General features: G+C 66.0%; 14 protein-coding genes and 1 pseudogene. 4 read left to right on the forward strand and 11 right to left on the reverse strand.

The genetic code is table 11. The annotated features are described in order from the left end of the window. Positions 1-12: 12 nt before the first annotated feature. The 8 genes from OG254_RS00785 to eccD all read right to left on the reverse strand — a co-directional run bounded on the left by OG254_RS00785 (position 13) and on the right by eccD (position 7,697). Positions 13-348 (reverse strand): hypothetical protein, encoded by a 336-nt coding sequence (locus tag OG254_RS00785; protein WP_405576348.1) that lies wholly within the window; start codon positions 346-348, stop codon positions 13-15. 3 nt (positions 349-351) lie between these two features. Beyond that, positions 352-786, reverse strand: coding sequence for a YbaB/EbfC family nucleoid-associated protein (locus tag OG254_RS00790; RefSeq protein WP_405576350.1), 435 nt, complete (start codon positions 784-786; stop codon positions 352-354). 21 nt (positions 787-807) lie between these two features. After that, positions 808-3,267, reverse strand: a complete 2,460-nt coding sequence (locus OG254_RS00795) for an AAWKG family protein (protein ID WP_405576352.1) — start codon at positions 3,265-3,267, stop codon at positions 808-810. 96 nt (positions 3,268-3,363) lie between these two features. Further along, the gene (locus tag OG254_RS00800) at positions 3,364-3,909 is read right to left on the reverse strand and encodes a type VII secretion system-associated protein (protein ID WP_405594766.1); all 546 of its coding nucleotides are present in this window, start codon (positions 3,907-3,909) and stop codon (positions 3,364-3,366) included. Between the two features lie 26 nt (positions 3,910-3,935). Next, complete coding sequence (locus OG254_RS00805; protein ID WP_405576354.1) at positions 3,936-4,253, reverse strand: WXG100 family type VII secretion target; 318 nt, start codon at positions 4,251-4,253, stop codon at positions 3,936-3,938. Positions 4,254-4,306: 53 nt separating this feature from the next. Then, the gene (locus OG254_RS00810) at positions 4,307-4,657 is read right to left on the reverse strand and encodes a hypothetical protein (protein ID WP_405576356.1); all 351 of its coding nucleotides are present in this window, start codon (positions 4,655-4,657) and stop codon (positions 4,307-4,309) included. A gap of 171 nt (positions 4,658-4,828) precedes the next feature. Beyond that, on the reverse strand, positions 4,829-6,280 hold the full coding sequence (gene eccB, locus OG254_RS00815; protein ID WP_405576358.1) for a type VII secretion protein EccB: 1,452 nt from the start codon (positions 6,278-6,280) through the stop codon (positions 4,829-4,831). Between the two features lie 16 nt (positions 6,281-6,296). Beyond that, positions 6,297-7,697: a type VII secretion integral membrane protein EccD gene (gene eccD / locus OG254_RS00820; protein ID WP_405576360.1), complete on the reverse strand. Its 1,401-nt coding sequence runs from the start codon at positions 7,695-7,697 to the stop codon at positions 6,297-6,299. Between the two features lie 259 nt (positions 7,698-7,956). Here eccD and eccCa point away from each other — a divergent pair, with 259 nt between their 5' ends. From eccCa to OG254_RS00835, 3 genes are all read left to right on the forward strand, one after another. After that, positions 7,957-11,937 carry a type VII secretion protein EccCa gene (gene eccCa / locus OG254_RS00825; protein WP_405576362.1) on the forward strand — a complete coding sequence of 1,327 codons (3,981 nt, stop codon included), beginning with the start codon at positions 7,957-7,959 and terminating at the stop codon, positions 11,935-11,937. A 323-nt stretch (positions 11,938-12,260) separates the two neighbouring features. Next, complete coding sequence (locus OG254_RS00830; RefSeq protein WP_405576364.1) at positions 12,261-13,151, forward strand: SAM-dependent methyltransferase; 891 nt, start codon at positions 12,261-12,263, stop codon at positions 13,149-13,151. A gap of 43 nt (positions 13,152-13,194) precedes the next feature. Then, positions 13,195-14,250 (forward strand): Rieske 2Fe-2S domain-containing protein, encoded by a 1,056-nt coding sequence (locus OG254_RS00835; protein ID WP_405576366.1) that lies wholly within the window; start codon positions 13,195-13,197, stop codon positions 14,248-14,250. A gap of 175 nt (positions 14,251-14,425) precedes the next feature. On the opposite strand, the pseudogene OG254_RS00840 reads toward OG254_RS00835, so the two are convergent. After that, a pseudogene (locus OG254_RS00840) lies at positions 14,426-15,927 on the reverse strand (ISL3 family transposase). A gap of 383 nt (positions 15,928-16,310) precedes the next feature. Between OG254_RS00840 and OG254_RS00845 the strand changes: the two are divergent. Beyond that, entirely contained in the window at positions 16,311-17,117 is an 807-nt protein-coding gene (locus OG254_RS00845) for a transposase family protein (RefSeq protein ID WP_405576368.1), read from the forward strand. Between the two features lie 163 nt (positions 17,118-17,280). On the opposite strand, the gene OG254_RS00850 is transcribed toward OG254_RS00845, so the two are convergent. Together OG254_RS00850 and OG254_RS00855 are read right to left on the reverse strand one after the other, a co-directional pair. Then, on the reverse strand, positions 17,281-18,054 hold the full coding sequence (locus OG254_RS00850) for an FAD-dependent oxidoreductase (RefSeq protein WP_405576370.1): 774 nt from the start codon (positions 18,052-18,054) through the stop codon (positions 17,281-17,283). Beyond that, on the reverse strand, positions 18,051-19,934 hold the full coding sequence (locus OG254_RS00855) for a prenyltransferase/squalene oxidase repeat-containing protein (RefSeq protein ID WP_405594768.1): 1,884 nt from the start codon (positions 19,932-19,934) through the stop codon (positions 18,051-18,053). Before OG254_RS00855 ends, OG254_RS00850 begins: the two co-directional genes overlap by 4 nt. Position 19,935: the final 1 nt, after the last annotated feature.

Raw genomic sequence — 19,935 nt, forward strand, 5'->3', positions numbered from 1 at the left:
TGCCACCTACACTCAGGCCCTTCGTCCGCCCCGCCGCCGCTCCTGCGCGACAGCATCCATCACATCACCCTGATTGCGCAGAATGCTCTCCACATCACTCTTCGTGGCCCTCCCCGCAGCGGAGATCGCTTCCGCAATCGCCTCGAGGGTATCCACCGACGTCCTGTCCTCCCGCTCCACCCGAGGCCCGTTCTCCCCCGCGAAACTGTCACCCTCCCCAGGCCAACCCCGAGTCTCAGCAACCCCACCCTTAAAGTCCTCCAGCATCGCAGCCAAACGGCCGTTGTTCTTTTCTATCTCCTGCTGGAGTTGCAGGAGCCGCGCTGGATTGGCGTCGTACGCAGTCATGGCTTACTCCTCTTCGTTGATCTCGTCGCGCAACTGGTCGCTACCCGAAGGCTTCAGAGCATCAGTGAGATCGACTTCGCCGAAGATATCCGCCCAGTCGATCTGAGTGCCGGGTAGCTCGGACAAGGTGGGGCTGGCGGACAGCAGAGGCTGAAAGGTTTCCATCACACGACGGCTCATCAGTGCCCGCGCTTCGCCCGCAGCCTCAAGTACACTCGCAGCCAGCTGAGTGCCCTGCATAGTGCGGTACTTCTCTTCCAGAAACCTCAACCCCTTCAGCTCCCCTTGCGGGCCCACGGTCACCTCTACCGCCCGGTCCCGGGACCTCGACACGACCGTGGCGCCGCGCAGTTCGTCTTGTGCCTTAGCGAGCGCCGCCTCTGCGCGTTCGAGTTCACTCTTCGCCTGGGCCAGGCGCATTTCGATCGACTCGCTCACTGTGATTCCTCCTCGTCCCATTTATCGTCCGATCGCCGCTGGGGCACCGCCTTCGTCGGTGCCCCAGACGTCATCGTTCTCAGGTGTCCAATCGGCGCGCCGCGGGCCGCCGCTTTGCGTGAACCGAGCACCCTGGCCGGCGTCGTTCGTCCCGCTCTCCGGTCCAGCGGAACTGCTCGTGGCATTCCTGTGGCGGACATCGACCAGGTCCTCCTCCTCAACGCCTGCAGATGCGTGACTGATCGGCCTGGAGCGTCGGTCAATGGTGGCATCGGACGGATCGATCAGGACGTTTCGGACACGCTCATTGGATGACTGGCCAGTACCACCCATGCCACCCATGCCACCCATGCCACCCATGCCCATGGGCATTGGGTTCAGCGGAGTTTGGTTCCCGCTCATAGCGGAGCCGGCGCCGAAGGTTCCCGAAGGACCCCCAAGTGGTCGCGCGCCCGGGTCGTCGTAGTCGTCGTACGAGACCTGCTCTCCGGTCCTGTCTTGCGAGCTCGGGGACGACCCGCCTACGTTGTCGGCTGACTGATTGCCAGCAGTCCCAAGAATATCTCCGCCACCGGACCCTACGGACGACCCAAAGTCGTCAACTCCCAGGTTACTGGTGTCGAGGCTCGGGTTGAGCTGGCTGGTGGAGACATCGCCGTTGGGAGCCGTAGTCGTAACGGATCCACTATCCGGATTGATCGTGGTCTTGGTGCCGTCGGGGAACTGGGTGCTCAGGGTGCCGTCCGAGTTCAGCCTCGTGCTGCTGCCGTCCGCGTTGGTAACTGCACGACCGGAATTGAGGTCCGTGACGGTTTCGTCGCCGTCCGGGCTGACCGTCGTGATCGTCCCGGTGTCCGGATTGAACTTGCTAACGCTACCGTCGGGATTGGTGGTGACCAACGAGCCATTGGAGTCCAGCGCCGTCTTGCTGCCATCCGGGTTGTTGAGGTTGTCGGTGCTCAGATTTGGGTTAAGCAGCGATTCCGAAATCGACCTGTCCCGGCCCGTACCTACGGTCGACGGAGACACATTCGGCGGGATGTTCAATGGAACGAACGGCGGGGCTTGCCCCAGACCCTGTCCATTGAGATTGGATGACTCCCCGAAACCACCCAAGCCATTGTTGAGTTGACTCAGTTGGTCATTGAGCTTCTGCGAGGCCTGCTCGGTCTGCGCCTTGTTCTGCGCCGCCAGCTCAGTCTGGGTCTGCTGGGAGAGCGAACTGGTGGTTTTGGTCTCTACAGGCTCGCCGACGGCCGAGCTGGCATCTGCCCACTGGTTGTTTATGTTGGACAGTGCTATCTCGGCGGCGGTTACCAGTACATTGTTGACGTGCAAGTTCCATAGGTCGACGGCCGCCTCGCCGACCTGCTTCCAGGTGTTGGTGTCCTGGAGACTGCCCGAGATTGTACGGCCGAGTTCAGGTATCTCGAGGACTAGGTTTTCCTTGAAGGCTGCAGTGGTGGAGTAGTGAATGACGTCTGCCTTCTTCTTCGTAATGACCTGACTGATGTTGTTGACCCACACCCACACGGCCACGCGGTCGAGGATGCTGAGCACGGCATGGTGCGGATCATGAATGTAGTTGAAGTCGTGCGACCAGGTGTGCCAGGCCTCGTACAGGCGCCTCGCCTCTCCCGCCAGGACCTGCTGCATCTGGGCCATCGCCTCGCCGTACTTGGACGTGGGTACGTAGCCTCCGAGCGTCTGCTGGGCGCTCCGAAAGTCGGCACCCCCCATTTGGTCGGCGTATCCGTCATAGTTCGTGCGCAGCGCGTGGAGCAGATTCTTGAAGACACCGGCGGCTTGGCCGCTCCAGGCTGCGTCCTCGCGGCCCAGTGATTTCTCCCACGTGTTGAGCGTGGCGGCGTGGTCGACGAAGAACTGCTTCGCACGGTCGAACGCCTGAGCCACTGACTCAAAGGAGCCGAGATCCACGGCGTTCGCGTCGGCGACGCCAGCTCCGTAAGCGTCGCCGTAGCCTTTGGTCGTGTACGGGGGCTGCACAAGTGCACTCAACGCTCCGCCCGGACCGCCGATGTACTGGGCTTTACCGCTGCTGTCCCACTCGTCGCCCAAGATGCCCGTAAACTCGTTACTGGGGCCTCCTGAACCCTGGTCGAGCAGGCGTGCCCTGCCGTCTTCGACCGACGCTCCGATCATGATGATGTTGGCCTCACGCATCGACTCCTTTATTGCAGTAGACCCGTGCTCGCCATCCCCGCCTGCGATGTAGAACGGTATGTAGTAGTCCTCGCCCTCCCTCTTCATCCATCCGAGGTTGTTGGCGATCCACTCGAGGTCGCCGCCCTTGTTTTTACCCGCCGCCTCGATACTCATGCGGAAAAGGGGGATTCCTTCTTTACTGCTGAGATGTTCGAACAGAGACTTCCGACTGGGCATCGGAAAACCGGTAAGCAGCGTGACCGCCCTTGCCCAAGTATCATCGGGGTCAAATTGGGGCTCAGTGTTGTAGGGCATGACGGCGGCACTCCACGTGAAGTAGGGGCGAGGCCGAGGAAAATGAGTCCGACACGTTCGAGGCCTGCCGGAAGTCTGGCTTCCATGGTCCAAGATCTAGATCTGAACGTTGGACTGCTGTCCCGATGCAAGGTTCGGGGTCTGGCCAGGCACAAATCCCTGATCGACGTCCGAAAAGACTTCGAGCATCTTCTCCGCATTGATGGACGTGAGACTGTCACCTTGATTTTTCAGCAGAGTTTCTATCGTATCTGCCAAATTGCTGTCGATTTTCGGGAACAGGGTCTGCTGACCGTCGAGGATGCCCGATATCGAGGACAGTGCAGTCTTGACATTCTTGAGGAGCGTCTGCCCTTGCACGCTGTCATCAGCACCCAACATGCCGATCGCCACTGCGGGGTGGGCCGACGTGCCGGCGTACCAGAGCGTCTCCGGGGTGGTCCGGCCCTCCGCGAGGCTCTTAACGGCCTGGACACCTGCAGGGTCGTCCTTCTGAATCCTGTCGAGGTCACCGATGAACCCCGCCAAGTCGTTTTCCCGGAAGGTCTTCAGCGCCTGGGAGTCCAGGTGCGTAAGGTCTGGCATGGCAATTTCCTCCTCTCTCTTCTTCGTCGACGCATCGGGCTGTCCGGGGCGGAACATCACGGAGACGGACCGCCCCGGCTCAGTCACCCGATCTGCACGCTCTCCCAGCCCTGGGCCAGTTTCCTCTCATTGAGGTCGTAACTGGCCGATATGTCGTCCAGCAGGCCACTGTGGCTGAGCAGGATCTGGTTCAGCCGATCCGCGGCCTGGCCCCACTCACGCTGTTTCACATAGTATGCGTCGCGGTCCTGGCCCTCCCAGCTATTGACCAGAGGCTGCAAGCCCTGCTCCAGTTCTGAGAGCCTCTGGCGGATAGCGTTCGTGATCTGCTGCATCGAAGACACTGCTTCGCCCACAGTGTTGTAGTTGACGTGAACTATGCCGTCGTTCCCGTAGGGCATCGGTGAACCTCACATCTGTTGATCGCGCCTGTGAATCTGCTGCTTTTCGTTTACTACGGTGCCAGCCGACTGAATACGGCGTCGCCCGAACCCGCGCTGTTCCGCGCAGCCGTAATCATCTCCTGCGCTGCCTGTTGATTGTCACTCTTCGTCTTGAGGGTGCCCTCAAGGGTCTCCCGCATTTCGTCGAGCTTGCGGGCAACGACTTCGCACTGGGTCAGCCAGTCGTTCAGCAGGCGGGCGAACTCAGCTCCGTCGGTACCCTGATAGCCCGGGAGTAGGATGTTCTTGACGTCGTCGATGGAGGCCCTGCCACGCCTGATGTCGCCGGCTCCGTCGCTAAGGGAACTGATCCCCAGTTGTGTTTTCTGAAAGTCGAAGGTCTGCCTGGCACTGCCCGCCATGTTCCTGTCTCCCATTCCTTTGGGTCAACAATTTCTCCGACGCGCCACAAAGGCTTCTTGCCGCAGTATACGAACACCCTGCTAGCCTCACTCAAGGGCGAACCGAAAGGTAGCCGTTCATACTTTCACTTCCGGTACATTCGGCCAGCACCTAAGGTGCTTTGTCTCTATTCATGCGTAATCGCCACTGCGCAAGCACCCTGCCGTGGTGGCGCCCTCGCCGAGAGCAGCTGCCTTGACGTCGAGGTCCGGCCCCGAGGGGAGCATCGACAGTAGGGGGGAAGGCAGGGGCTGCGCCTTAGCGTCGGCGTAGCCGAGCGCTTGCAGTGCCTGTCCCGACCGCACGCGGTACTTGACCCCGTTGTCGGACACGAAGTACGTGGTGTCGCCAACCGCCTTGCCCCCAGCGCTGAGGGCCTGTACCAGAACGCCCCGTCCAGGTCGGACGATCAGCCGGTCCACCTGGATGCAGGACCCGTCAACAAGCGTTGGATCAGCCTTGGCGACCGGGGTCAGCGATGCCACGGGCACCACCTCCGAGGTCACTCGCGGAGCACCGCTCCCTGGCTGCACCCGAGCGCACGCCGACTGGCCGTCCGGTACGTCGACGGCGCGCGGCGGTGCCTTGGGAAGCCCCGTAGCCATGTCCCGGCCCCCATCACCCGCGGCCTGATGATCCTTGAGCGCGACGGCACCGAGTTCTACGGGCTCGGGTGAAACACCCTCGTATGCCTCTTCGCGTGTGGCGGGGTCACCGAGCACCAGAGCTGCCTGAGTAACCGTCAGTGGTACGAGCCCCTCGCGCTTGAGTAGGTAGTACTTCGGGGCCGAGCCGGGCACTTGCACCTGGAAGACCTGGCCCACCTTGCTGGCGTGGCTGCCCAGATCGGGCCCGTCATCGCCGCGGCCCGGCACATCGGGAGGGGTGAGGTCGGGGCCCGGCACCAGGGCCTGCAGGAAGGCCGCGGATACCGGGCGCGGGGTAACCGACCCGTAGCCGAGTGAGGCGGCCGTCTCCTCGTCCTCGTCCAGCCTCAGCCGTTGGCCCTGCCATACCAGATACGTCGTATTCATGTCCGGGCCGACCACGACCAGACCCTCGTCAGCTCCGAGCCTGTCCCCGTCGGCCGGCGCACCCGCTATCAAGGCGGTGGAATAACTTTCGTTCACGACGGAGCACACCTGCCACGCCCCCGTCTCCAGGTCGTCCTTGCCAGGCACGGAGTCCGGGGCACCAGGTATGCCGACCGGGGAACCCAGGGGCTTGCCGCGCAGTGAGGAGGTGTGCACAGCATCGGACTTCAGCCCATCCCCACCGAGGAGCAGCGCTGACGCATAGTTACGCACCGGCCTGAGCCGACCGTCGACATAAAGGTACCGGGCCCCTGTGTCCTTGTTGATGATCAAGGTGTTGGGGGACAGCTCATGCCCTCCGGGGTTGATCAGGCCGAAGACGAAGGCGCCTGCCGCCACCACGACACCGATGATCACGCCGAATACCGTGCCTCGTGTGGTGCGTCCGAGCGGGCTGTCCGGGGCATCCGGGTCAGCGAGCAACATGCCCGAGGTCAGCCGGCCCATCAGAAAGACGTGCGCCTGAACCTGGTCACGTTTGGACTGCATGAAGTCGCTCCCTTGGTCAGCCGTTGAGCGCTCTAAGGGCCCCGTACACGCCGAGCGTCCACAGCGTTAGGGGCAGCAGACTGATAGCCAGCACGGACTGCAGCAGCTCGGCAGCGCGGCCCCAGTGCGGCACGATCCGGCGGCCCGGGACCGTCCACGAGGCGACGGCCAGCAATGCGGTGACCATGAGAAGAGCAGCCACCACCACTAGCCCTTCGTGCGGGGCGTGCTCCTTGGCCCAGGCCAGCGCCAGCAGTATCAACCCCCAGGCGCCCGGCAAGACCAGGGCAAGCCGCTGCCAAACGTTTACCATGCCGCGTCCGTGCAGGAGCAGAAGCGCCGTCAGAACGCTGGCGGTCAGCACCTCCGGGAGTTCAGCCTGCGCGAGCAGGGCCGTCAGACAGCCCACGCAGATCGCGCCGGTCGCTCCATACAGCGCGGTCATCCACTCCCCGGCCCTCACCGTACGGGTGGTGACATCGCGTGGGTCGTACGGGTCGATATCCTCTTGAAGCTGCTGTGCATTGGTCGGCAGCGCCGGCATGCGCATCCCGGCGAGTTTGAAAGAGATCGCCGGTACGAACCCACCGAAAATCACAAGGAGCGCCCCCACCGCCGCCGAGGCGGCGGCGAGCGGCAGGTCGAAGCCGATCATCACTGCCCCGGCAGTTCCCGCGGCCACCGCCACCAGTGCGGCTGCCAGGAAGACGGCAACTTGGGTGCCGACTGCTACCGCAGCCAGCGCAGCCCCACCCGCTCCGGCGGCGGCAGCTGCAAGTAGCCGGGCTCCGACCATGTGGTGTGCGTTCGGGCCGCTGATGTCACCGCCGGGCAGCAACCAGCCGGCCAGCATCAGATAGGGCACTGCCATGAATCCGAGCGTCGCACCAACTGCCGTATCGCCCACCGCCCGGCTCGCCGAGGCGGCGCCGGCGAGCAGCAGTACCCCGCTGACAGCCGCGGTGATCACGCGGAGACCGACCGGGCCGCCCGCCCAGGCCAGCACCACCAAGCCGGTTACCAGAGCCAGCACGACCAGCCCACGGAGCAGCCTCCTGCTCGCCTCAGGGCTCCACTGGTGCTGCCGGTCACGTGTCACTGTGGCAATGCCGTCCACAAGGTCGTCGAGCCGTACCTCCGGCAACTCATCGCTGTACGGCCTCAGGTAGAGCACCTCGCCGTCCCGCAATTCCAGAGTTTCCAGGGTGCCCTCCCCGTCCAGGGCCGGGCGCCCGAGGCGCTGGAGCACCCAACCACCGTGATCCAGTCCGTTCTCCTCCAGGTTCTCACCGGCATACCGCAGCACAGTGGGAAGCAGGTCAGCTACCGGGACGTCGGCAGGAACGGCCAGATCGATGATGCGGGAGGGAGCACGCACGGTGAGACGGCAAAGCCCGGCCACGGAGTTGTCGGTCATCGCAAACGCCTCTCCGTTTCCCCAAGCGCCATCGGGCTTGGGAGTGGAAACACCGGTTGATGCGGAGCAGAGTACTGGGCATTGGCAGCCAATACAGATGAGTTAGATCCGTCAGGCGTCTGTGACCTTGATGCACTCGCGTTATCGTGCCCAGAATTACCTCGACATTTTCCCGAAATTACCTCTACTCGTTCGGAATCCCCAGGCGCGCTCCCCCTGGCCGTACGGTTGAGTCAGTTCTTCGTAAGGAGCCAGTGCGTTGAGTGTGATCCTTTTCCGCCGCCCAGCTCGCCGGCCCGACCCGGGCATACCCGAGGGAGAGCTGAGCATTCAGGAGCCGCCCACGCTGCCCGAGAAGGTGCCGGACTCGTCCGCCGTATGGACGTATTTGCCGATGGCCATGATGTCGATCTCGATGATCCTGGTCTTCCTCCGCCCGAGAGGGTCAGGCATCTTCGCCTATTTGGCGGCTGGCCTGATGGTGCTGGCAGCTGCCGCGATGATCGTCGGACACGTGGCACGTCAGAGCAGTGATCGTAAGCACCGACTGCTCGGCGAGCGCCGAGACTACCTACGCTATCTTTCGCAAATCCGACGCAAAGTGCATGATGCGGTCATAGGGCAACAGTTGGCGCTGTCCTGGCGTCATCCTCCGCCAACAGCTCTGTCATCGATGGTGCGGACAACCAGGTTGTGGGAGCGGCGCCCGAAGGACGAGGACTTCGCCGAGGTGCGGATTGCTGTCGGCGATCAGCAGCTCGCGCTACGCTTGACTCCGCTGTCGACGAAGCCGGTAGAGGACCTGGAGCCATTGTGCGCTCAGGCTCTGCGCCGGTTCATGCGTGCATACAGCACCGTGCCCGACCAGCCAATTGCGCTCTACCTGCGCTCTTGGTCGCGAGTGCTCTTGCGCGGCGATGAGACAGCCGTGCGATCCGCAGTACGCGCTCTGCTGTGTCAACTCGCCGTGTTCCACCCGCCGGAGGACCTGTGGATTGCGCTGTGTGTATCTGAGGAGCGGCGCTCGGAGTGGGAGTGGGCCAAGTGGCTGCCACACAACCTGCACCCGGATGAGCAGGACGGCGCCGGACCGGTGCGCATGATGGCGTCCTCGTGCAACGACCTGGAGGATCTGCTCGGCGCGGAATTTACGGAACGATCGGTGTTCGACCCGGAGGCCCAGGCTCTCAAGGACGAACCGTTCACCGTGATCGTGGTGGATGGCGTCTCGGTGCCGGCCAGCCACAGACTGGACGGCTCGGGCTTCCGTAACGCGGTCGTCCTGGACTTGTCCGGCACACTGCGCTGGCGCCCTGGCCGCACCACGCTGCGCCTAGATGTACACCCTGACTCCGTCGAACTGGTGCGCACCAACCGCAGCCGCAAGGAGCAGACCACGTACCTCGGCTGCCCAGATGCCGTCGGTCCCGTTGCTGCGGAGTCGCTTGCCAGGCTGTTGGCCCCGTACCGGATGAGCCTGAGTGCGGATGCCTCCGAACCACTTGCCAGTGATGTCGAGTTGACCACCCTGCTGGGCATCCCCGACCTGTACCGCCACGAACCTGCCTCGCTATGGCGGCGCCGTCATTCAGCAGAACGGCTGAGGGTGCCTATCGCCGTAGGGGCCGACGGTGTCCCTGTCGAGCTGGACATCAAGGAATCTGCACAGGGCGGCATGGGTCCGCACGGCATGCTTATCGGCGCAACCGGTTCAGGTAAGAGTGAGCTGCTGCGCACCCTGGTGCTGGGGCTGGCGCTGACCAATTCTTCGGAGACGCTCAATTTCGTCCTGGTGGACTTCAAGGGCGGCGCCACGTTCCTGGGCCTGGACGAGCTACCGCACACGTCGGCGCTGATCACCAACCTGGCCGACGAAGTGGCGCTGGTGGGGCGCATGCAGGACGCCTTGCACGGTGAGCTGATCCGCCGTCAGGAACTGCTGCGTGCCGCCGGCAATTACACGTCGGCGTTGGATTACGAGAAGGCACGGGCTGCAGGCGCCCCCCTTGCTCCACTGCCCAGCCTGTTCATCGTGGTCGACGAGTTCAGCGAGTTGCTGGCTGCCCACCGTGAATTCATGGACCTTTTCGTGATGATCGGCCGACTCGGCCGGTCGCTCGGCGTACACCTGCTGCTCGCCTCGCAACGCTTGGACGAAGGCCGGATGCACCAGTTGGAGAGCCACCTTTCATACCGCATCGGCCTGCGCACTTTCTCGGCGATGGAAAGCCGTGGAGTGCTCGGAGTCCCGGATGCCTACGAGTTGCCGCCACAGCCCGGCAGTGGCTTCCTCAAGAGCGGGGTGGAGGCACTGACCCGGTTCCGGGCCGCATACGTCTCGGGAGCCTACCGGCATCGCCGGGGATCGGTCGCGCAGGCACGCGTGGCCAGCCAAGTGGTGCCATGGACGTCGGAGTGGGTGGCAACGCGCGCACCCGAAACCGAGCCCAACGCAGAGCCCCCGGGCGTGGAGGAGGGCGAGGCCGACGACACCCTCCTGTCCGTGGCTCTCGACCGGCTGCGCGGCTCGGGTCCGCCGGCGTTCCAGGTGTGGCTGCCTCCGCTGGAACTGTCACCAACCCTCGACGGGCTGCTGCCGCCGCTGGCCCCCGAACCGGGGCGCGGACTCACCGCAATGGACTGGCCGGGAACTGGGAAGCTGCGGGTGCCGGTTGGGTTGGTAGACAAGCCTTTCGAGCAGTTGCGGGACCTGCTCATGGTGGACGTCTCGGGAGCTGGCGGTCACGTGGCGATCGCGGGCGGTTCGCAGAGCGGCAAGTCGACCGTGGTCCGTACCCTGATCGCCTCGCTGGCGCTCACCCACACCCCGCGCGAAGTGCAGTTCTACTGCCTGGACTTCGGCGGCGGCACACTGTCCGGGCTCGCCCGTGTACCACATGTGGGCGGTGTAGCCGCCCGGCTGGACAGCGATCGGATCAACCGCACGGTGGCCGAAGTCATGACGGTGCTCAACCACCGGGAACAGTTCTTCTTGGACCATGGCATCGACTCCATGGCGTCCTACCGGCGCAAGCGCGCAGCAGGTGAGTTCCCCGACGAGCCGCACGGCGATGTCTTCCTCGTGGTGGACGGTTGGCAGACGGTCCGCCAGGATTTTGACTCGGTCATCCCGACGTTCAACCAAATCGCCAGCCGCGGGCTGAACTACGGCGTCCACCTGATCATCACCACTGCCCGCTGGGTGGAGCTGTCGGCACAGGTCCGCGACCAGGCCGCCACCCGCCTGGAACTCCGGCTGGGTGACGCCATGGACTCGATGGTGGACATTCGCAAGGCCGCCACGGTGCCGCGCACTCCAGGGCGAGGTCTGACGACGGAAGGCAAGATGCACTTTCTGGCCGCCCTGCCGCGCATCAACGGCCAAGAGAGCACAGACGACCTCACTGACGGCGTCACAGCGCTGGTCGAGGGGATCGCCGAACACTGGCCCGGTCCCCCGGCGCCCCCCGTGCGGATGCTGCCGCACCGGCTTCCCGCCACCCAATTGCCGGAGCCGGAGTTGGCCGATGGTCTTCGCGTGCCCCTCGGACTCAACGAGGAGACTCTTTCCACTGTCTGGCACGACTTCGCTCGTACCCCGCACCTGGTCGGCATCGGCGACACCGAGAGCGGAAAGACAAACCTCCTGAGGCTGGTGGCGAAAGCTGTGACCGCGCGCTACAGCCCAGCAGAGGCCAATATTCTCGTAGTGGACTACCGGCGCGAGCTAGTCGACGCAGTGCCCGAGGCGTACCGGTTGGGACACGCTGTGGCAACGGACAGCCTCAAGGAACTCGTCGACGGCTCGGCCCGAGCTATCCGGACGCGGCTCCCGGGGCCAGACATCACGCCAGCACGGATGCGGAAGAGTGACTGGTGGCAAGGACCGCGCTTGTTCGTGCTCGTGGACGACTACGACATGGTCGGTGGCGGAAACTCATTCGACCAGCCTTTCGCCCCGCTCTTCGACTTTCTCGCCCTCGGCCACGAAGTGGGAATGCACTTGGTCGTGCTACGTTCCGCCACCGGCGCCGGCCGTAGTGTGAGCGACCAGCTCCTCCGCCGCCTCGACGAGGTGAACAGCCCGGGCCTGTTGATGTCCTGCCCGCCATCCGAGGGGCTCCTGTTCAGCAACATCAAGCCCCGAAATCTGCCGCCGGGTCGCGCCCAATACATCTCGCGCCGGAAGGCCACACTGATCCAGACAGCCTTGCTGGAAGAAGCTCCGCGGAACGAGTGATCTGAGTCAGAGATTCGTCGGCAATAGGTGGCGATTATGACGAGGATTTTGTCGGCGGTCTTGGTCCAGACGAAGGGCCTGGAGTGCTCATTCCAGTCGGCGAGGCAGTCTCAGATGTCGCGTTCGAGGGCCTGGACGGAGCGGTGGACGCCTCGCCGAGCGGGGGCAACGCCGTTCCCACGCTTGCCACGGCGAGGGGTCGTTCTGCTCTAGCACCGCGGCGAAAGCACAGACTCAGAGTCTGCGAACACTAGGCATGCAGACTCGGAATATCACAAGCGAAAAAAGCACGCGAAAACGACAAGGAATGAGAGGAAATACTGATGACTCAGGTATCACTCGACCACTACCAGCGACTGGCCTCGGCGGATGACACCGTACGAGGGGACAACTACCGCGAGCTGGTGACGTCCTACTACGAACTGGTGACGGATCTCTATCTCACCGGCTGGGGCGAGTCCCACCACTTCGCGCCGCTGACGTCCGGCGGTTCGCTCGCCGACGCGGTCGTGGCGCGCCAGATGTTCCTCGCCGACCGCGCGGGCCTCGCCCCCGGCATGACGGTGCTCGACGTGGGCAGCGGGGTCGGCGGTCCGGCGCTCAACATCGCCGAACGCACCGGCGCCCACGTGACCGGCCTCGACCTCAGCTCCAAGCGCATCGGACACGCCCGTGAGCTGACCCGGCAGCGCGGGCTGCTCGACCGGGCCGAGTTCGTCGAGGGCGATGCGATGGACATGCCCTTCGCGGACGGCACCTTCGACGTGGCCTACGCCTTCGAGGCCATCTGCCACTCGGCCGACAAGGACCGCGTCCACGCCGAGGTGGCCCGGGTCCTCAAGCCCGGTGGCATGTCGATCGGATACGAGTGGCTGGCCGCGGACGGGCTGAGCACCGAGGACGTGCACCGTCTTATCGACCCGATCTGCCGCTATCACGCCATGCCGCACCTCTCCACGCCCGGACAGCTCACCGAGCAGTTGCGCGGCGCCGGATTCACCGACATCGAGGTGGGCGATCCCGAGGCTGCCGGGAATCTGACCGCCACCTGGGACTACCTCGACCAGATGGCCGACGTGGGTGAGACCCCCGACGCGCCGCCCCTGCTGCGCTTCATGTGCGAGGGGGCGCGGGCGCTGACGCGGGGGGCCAGGGAGGGGGCCTTTGTCATCGAGTTCTGGCAGGCACGTAAGCCGGAGTCTGCGGCGGACTGACCGTCATCACAGTGGGGTACACACGACCGACAGAGGAGTTGCGATGTCAGACACCCGCGCGCACACTAACGACGACGCCGAACTGCCTTACCCCGATGGCTGGTTTGCGGTCGCCTACCAGGCCGAGCTCAAGCCGGGGCAGGTGCTTCGCCGTCGGCTGATGGGCGAGGACATCGTCGTCTATCGCACCTGCGGCGGGGCGGTCCGCGTCGTCGAGCCGCACTGCCCCCACCTCGGCGCGCATCTCGGCTACGGCGGCCGGGTCGAGGGCGAGAATCTGATCTGCCCCTTCCACCACTTCGCGTACGCACCGGGCGGCGCGTGCGTGCGGGCGTACGGCGGAAAGGTGCCCAAGCTCGCCTTGCGCGGGCGTGAATTCCGCGAGCGCAACGGCGTGATCATGGTATGGCGGCACGCCGCAGGACTGCCGCCGCAGTGGGAGATCCCGGAGCTGGGCGAGGACGGCTTCACCGCGCCGCTCCCGCGCACCATGCTGCTGACGGCGTACCCGCAGGACATCCACGAGAACGCCTTCGATGTGGGGCACTTCCCTACCCTGCACGACTATCGCAGCGCTACGATCACCTCCACCTCGTTCGAGGGGACCCGCTCCACCTGCCGGCTGGTGACCGAGCGCTACTTCCCCGTCATCGGCGCGCTCCACTTCCCGGTGTACTCACAGGGATTCGGCCTCAGCCTCAGCTACGTGCAGGTCAAGATGCCGTCGATCGGCGCGCAGGGGTTCGCCTACATCTACACGACGCCGGTGGGGCCCCGGCAGATGGAGCTGCGGGTCCTGTCAGCCTCCCGGTTCGGGGGCGGCGAAACGGCGCCGAAGGGCGCGCTCGGCCGCGTGAGTGTAGCGCTGTCGCGGCTGCTCACGCTCGCGCTGCGGCCGAGCACGGACAAGGACTTCGACGCCGACGGCCCGGTGTGGGAGCACAAGCGCTACGTGAACCTGCCCCGCCTGGCCGAGGGGGACGGCCCGATCGGCCCGTACCGGCGCTGGGCGCGGCAGTTCTACACCTGGCCGTCGGCAGCGCCGGAGCAGCTGCCGGGCGCCCGCGCCGCGGCACCTCACGTCAGCCAACGGCCTTGAAGCGCACGCCCATGCACATCCGGCCGAAGAGGTTGAAGCACTGGTTGGCCTCCGGGTTCACCCTGAACGGGTAGTCCGCGCCCAGCTGCCGGGCCACCGCCAGGCCGGAGAGGGGTCTATCAGGAATCAGGCTCTGACAAGATTTTCGTAGCTATTGATCGCTCGCCGGGATGGATCAGTTGAGCAGGATGCGGTGGCGGAGGAGGCGGAAGCCGGCCCGGCCGTACATCTGACGCTTGATCAGTTTTGTCTTGGTGTTGACGCCTTCGGTCCCGCCGTTGTGGAACGGGGGGGTGAGCCCGCTGGCGACGGCGTCGTGGTCGCGTTCCAAGCCGCGGGTGAAGGCGTGCAGGTGGGGGAGGTCGTCCTCGCGAACACGGGAGATCCACTCGTGGAAGCGACGGCTGTTGTCCGCGGCGGGTTTGAGGAGGTCCGCGAAGGTGCGGATGTGCCCGGTCAGGGCGGTCATCTCGGGGCACGACCCGGTCAGGGCCGTGAGGAGCTCGCGGTCTTTGTCCTTCAGCTGATTGGGGGCGGTGCAGAGCAGGCCCTTGAAGCGGCGGGGCGAGACGGCGGGGCGGTCGGACTCGACACGGCCTTGGTTGATGTAGCGGTAGAGGAGGCTCGAGCTGCCTTGGTAGCCGAGGTTCCTGATCTCCTTCAGGTGCTGCCTGACGCTCACGGCAGGATCGTCCTCGCGGCGCCGTCGCAAGTGGTCGCGGTAGGGGTGGGCCGGTACTGCGGGGCCTTCTTCAGCTGCTCGGGCTCGGGGACGCGGGCATAGCGCTTGACGGTGTTCAGCGCCAGTTGCAGGCGGCGGGCGCATTCCAGCAGGCCGACGCCCTGGTCAAGCAGGGTGTGGACCTGATGCCGGCGCTCGCGGGTGGTCTCCTCGCGGACGCGGGCCTGGGAGGGCGGCCCGCACTTCGCCCAGCAGCCGGCGTGCGCGTGGACCTCCTTGAGGACGGCCTCGCCGAGGATGTGCCACAGGTGCCAGCGGTCGGCGACCTGCAGCACCTCGGGCAGTGCATCGGTGACGGCCTGCGCGTAGCCAGCCGCGCCGTCCCGGCAGACCGCCTCGATACCGGGACGGCCACGCAGCCAGGCCGTCAGGGTCTCGGCCGTGCGGTCGGGCAGGACGGACCTCGACGCGCTCGCGGGTTTCGGCGTCGATCAGGATCGTGGCGTAGCGGTGGCCGCGAGCAGAGCGAAGTCGTCCACACCGAGCACCGTGGGCACCGCCACTGCGGGCAGGGGGATGCGTAACAAGCAGGTCAGCATCCTCGCCCACGACAAGGTCTGGTGCAGATGAAGCAGCAGCCAGGCCCCGGCTCTCCTGGCCAGGGCCGTCGCGACCGCCGCGATCACTTTCTGCAGGTTCGGGGTACGCCGCTGGTAGCGCACGGTCAGCCCGGGGACTTGTTCGACGAACGTGGTCTTGGAGCAGTCCGGGTTCTCGCAGTACAAGCGGCGCACCGACACATCGATCACCACCGGTCTCCCGCCGATCGCCTCGTCGGCGACATGCCGCACGTACCGGCTGTGCTCCCACGTCGATTCCTGCCCGCAGCCCGGGCAGACCACCGAGGCTCCGGCGGCGGTCCGCACCATGATCCTGACCAGGCCCTTGCCTGTCTCTACTGCCTCGACCAGCACCGAAGCCAGGTGAGGAAGCAGCGCCGTCAACTCGACATCACACGCCACCAGCCTGCCCCAACGGGTCACCCACCAAGGCCGGAACCGAGAAGACGATCAACAGCTACGAAATCTTGTCAGAGCCTGATTCATGACACTCCCGCACTTCAATATGACGCTGACCTGCGTAAAGGGGTTGGCAGCGCATGTGCCGACATATTGTTACCGGTCGTGCTACCTGCGGAAAATAGCGCAGGCAAGGGACAGGTAAAGGGGCCGTGGATCGGGTATGCAAGTGCACGCGATGGGATTATTCGCGCTGGAATGTGGTGTTTCGGTAAGTGAGCCTCTTTCATCCTGGGGTGGGAGGGTGAGATGGGCAGGTCGGGCGGGGTGGTGACGAGGCAGGGCCCCTGGTCGTTGGCGTGGTGATCTCACTCATCACACCGGCGACCGAGGGGCCCCTGTTGGTTCCGTATCCTTCCATGCTCGACGTCCCGTACGAGCTTGTCGAGCATGTCTCCTGGCTCATCTACGCCCGAAGGCGTGAACTGCGCTCACCCTGGCGGACGTTGAGTTGCTTCCGGCAGGCCCTGCCCGCCCTGGCCCATCTACGCAAGAACGAGACGTATCGGCAGGTCGGCGCCGGATTCGGGGTGTCCGAGGCAACCGCCTGGCACTACGTCGACGAGACCATCGACATACTCGCCTCCTGGGCGCCCGGCCTGCACGAAGCCCTGACCGGACTCGGCGAAGGCGACTTCGTCATCGTCGACGGCACCCTCATTCCCACTGACCGCATCAAGACCGATGAGCCGTACTACTCCCAGAAGCACAGGAAACACGGCATGAACGTCCAGGTCATCGCACGGCCGGACGGAACTCCGCTCTGGTTCTCGCGTGCGACACCGGGACGCACCCACGACCTGACCGCAGCACGAGCCCACGACATCATCCAGGCGTGCCTGACCCGGCAGATCCCCGTGCTCACGGATCGCGCCTACCAGGGCGCCGGCGCCACCGTCCGCACCCCCTACAACCACCACAGCATCCAGCCGCTCCACTACCAGCAGATCAACCGCGACCACGCACGACTGCGGGCACCCGGCGAACGCACCTTCGCCCAGCCGAAGTCCCGGCGACTGCTCCGGCGAGCACGCTGCTCCACCCGCCGCATCAGCACCATCGTCCAAGCCATCCACACGCTGCTGACCTGCGCCTATTCAGGATGAAAGAAGTTCAGTGATTGTCCTGCTGCAAAGAGCTCCTGCAGGCACCATGTCGACTCCCTGTAGGCATACGCAATCCCCGACGTTACCGCAGGTCAACGGCTTGCTCGGTTTCGTGTGCCTACCAACTGTAGAACTCGGGCGTCCGAGGATCCAACAAAGATCCTCAGAGGGTCACGAAGCCCCTTGCTGACCTGCACGAACGCCAACGCGTGTACCTGGTGACACCAGTCTTACAGACACCCCTTGTCGGGCCGGTCGCCGTAGTGGCGTACGAAGGTGCTCCGGCTCTCGGACACCTGCAGGCCGTCGTCGGGCAGGACCGAATCGTCCGTGTGTGCGCCACGGCCTCGTCGTGTGGCCCGGTGTCGTAGCGTACGGCCCCGAGGAGGCGCCGCTCCCTGGCGCTCGGGCGGGCGAGAAGCGCCAGCGACTGATCGACGTTGCAGGCCAGGATCACTTGGTCGAAGCGCTCGGTCCCGCCGCGCACGTCCTGCACCAGCACGCCTTCCGCCCGCCGGATCACCCCGCGCACGGGGCAGTCCAGAAGAATGCGGTCCGCGTAGTCCCCGGTGAGCCGCTGGTAGATGGCGCGGGTTGCGCCCCGCCAGGTGACCATGGGGATGCTGTGCTCGACGTCGAAGAAGTCCAGGCAGCGCACGAAGACGGATGCCGGCATGTCGCAGCGCCGCGGTAGGCACGGCCACCAGCAGCTCCAGCCGGTGCAGCTCCGCATGGCTCGCCGTCTCCCCTTCTCCGGCCAGATCGGACAGCGTGTGGTGTGGCCCCGCTTCCGCAGCGTCTGTGCGGCCTGTACGGACGGGGAGGCGGGGGCGAGATACTCACCAAAGACGGTGCGATCGAAGAACGGCCGCTCCGTCGCCACCCGGGCGAACCACCGCAGCACGGCGGCGTCCCCGTGCGGGCGGGTGCCCATCACGACCGCTTCTCCGAAGTCTCCGCCGACAGCCAGCGACCCAGCGCCGACAGCGGGAAGTACGCCTCGTACAGCCGGTAGTCGAGCATCGCGGAGCCGAAGAACACCCCGGCGGGCGCGTCCTGCCGCCAGCCGCCGCCCTGCTGCTGGTGGGCACAAAGCCACTCGATGCCGCGCCGGACGGCCGGGGCGCCGGGCTCGAGCAGGTCGAGCAGGGCAAGCAGGGCCCAGGCGGTCTGCACCGGGCGGCTGACGGTGTCCTCGGTGTACCGCCCGGTGAGGCAGCCGCTGTGGTGCTCGCCCCAGCCACCGTCCGGGCGCTGTACGGATTCGAGCCAGTCGGCTGCGCGCCGCAGGGCCGGATGCTCCTGGGGGACCCCGGCGGCGCGCAGCCCGCGGACCGCGAAGTAAGTGCCGTAGATTCGATACACGCCCCAGGCCGCGGGCCAGGAACCGTCGGGCAGCTGGCTGCCGAGCAGGAAGCGCACGGCCCGCCCGCAGGCCGGTCCCCGGTCCCGCATCGCGGCGAGCGCGGCCAGAGCGGAGCCGGTGCACTCGATGTACGAGTCCTCCACCACGCAGTTGGTGAACATCTCGGAGGGGTTGAGCCGTTCGAGGGCCTTCGGGCCGCGGCGCGGTTCGTACGTGCCGAAGCCGCCGTCGCGGTTCTGCCGGTGCAGCAGGAAGGCGCGCGCCCGCGCCACCCCGTCCGGTGGCAGCGCGGGGGCCTCCAGGTCTCCGGCCGCATGCAGCAGTGCCCCGGCGGCCTCGGCGGTGCAATCGCTGACCGGCCACCGGTGGCCGCCCTCGGAGAAGCACCAGCCGCCGACGCTGGGCGCCCGCGCGGTCACCGCGGCATCCGGCACGTCCCCGGTGAGCTGGGCTCCGGCCAGGAACCGGCAGGCGTTCCGCAGCGCGGCGGGGACCTCGGGGGTACGTGGCCCGGCGAGCAGGGCCTCCACGGCGAAGGCGGTGTCCCAGGACTGGGAGCGGGCGCCGGCATAGCGGATGCCCTCCGCCTCGTCCTGCAGGCGCCACTTCTCCACGCCCTCAAGCGCCTCGTCGACCCGCCGCGATCCGGCTCCCGAGGCGTGCAGCACCAGGACGTTCAGCAGCGAGCTCACCGGGGAGATGCCCGCCTGCCCGGTCACCGCCTGCTCGTGGACGACGCGGCGCAGACAGCGGCGCAGGGCACGGCCGCGCAGCCAGCCCACGGGGGCGCGTTCGTACCAGGTCAGGGCCGTGAAGAGCGCGCGCAGCAGCCGGTGCGGCGGATAGTGGGCGTCCGGGCCGAGCGCGGTCCGGTCCGCCGGTACCGGCGGCCGGCCGGCGAACAGCTCCACGCGGAGCTCGGGCGCAATGTCCGGGCGGGTGACGGCGCGGGCCCCGTACAGATAGGCCATGGCCTGATAGATGGTCCGGGTGTGGCAGTACAGCCGGTCGGGGTGGAACGGCAGCGCGCGCGGCAGCAGGAACAGCTCCGGCGGCAGCGGGTTGACGGCCGCGTAGTCGTACAGCCCGAGCTGTGCCAGCCAGAACTTGCCCCAGGTGGGGATGGCCCGCACCTGCCCCGGCTGGGCGTGCAGCCAGCCGCGGGCGCCCTCGCACAGCGGGTGCCCGGCATCGAGGCCGAGCAGCCGCAGGGCGCAGTACGCGAGCGTGGTGCAATAGACCGACGGGCCGGCGTCCGGGTGCAGGCCCCAGCCGCCCTCGGGCGTGCGCGTCACCTCGAAGTGCCGTACGACCAGGGCGTGATCGGCGGCCGGCACCGGGGAGGCGACCAGGGCGCGCACGATGACGTACTGCGAGAGGATCATGGTATTCCACACCACCTCCCCCTCCCAGCTGCCATCCGGCCGCTGCAGGGAGAGCAGGTGGGCCACC

It is taken from the genome of Streptomyces sp. NBC_01092 (assembly GCF_045039535.1).
Taxonomy (GTDB): Bacteria; Actinomycetota; Actinomycetes; order Streptomycetales; family Streptomycetaceae; genus Streptomyces.

Bases quoted from the DNA above. Each gene is read 5' to 3' on its own strand.
- OG254_RS00835 (WP_405576366.1), top strand. From the start codon at position 13,195: ATGTCAGACACCCGCGCGCACACTAACGACGACGCCGAACTGCCTTAC.
- OG254_RS00805 (WP_405576354.1), bottom strand. From the start codon at position 4,253: ATGCCCTACGGGAACGACGGCATAGTTCACGTCAACTACAACACTGTG.
- eccD (WP_405576360.1), bottom strand. From the start codon at position 7,697: ATGACCGACAACTCCGTGGCCGGGCTTTGCCGTCTCACCGTGCGTGCT.
- eccB (WP_405576358.1), bottom strand. From the start codon at position 6,280: ATGCAGTCCAAACGTGACCAGGTTCAGGCGCACGTCTTTCTGATGGGC.
- OG254_RS00795 (WP_405576352.1), bottom strand. From the start codon at position 3,267: ATGCCCTACAACACTGAGCCCCAATTTGACCCCGATGATACTTGGGCA.
- OG254_RS00785 (WP_405576348.1), bottom strand. From the start codon at position 348: ATGACTGCGTACGACGCCAATCCAGCGCGGCTCCTGCAACTCCAGCAG.
- OG254_RS00830 (WP_405576364.1), top strand. From the start codon at position 12,261: ATGACTCAGGTATCACTCGACCACTACCAGCGACTGGCCTCGGCGGAT.
- OG254_RS00800 (WP_405594766.1), bottom strand. From the start codon at position 3,909: ATGTTCCGCCCCGGACAGCCCGATGCGTCGACGAAGAAGAGAGAGGAG.
- OG254_RS00810 (WP_405576356.1), bottom strand. From the start codon at position 4,657: ATGGCGGGCAGTGCCAGGCAGACCTTCGACTTTCAGAAAACACAACTG.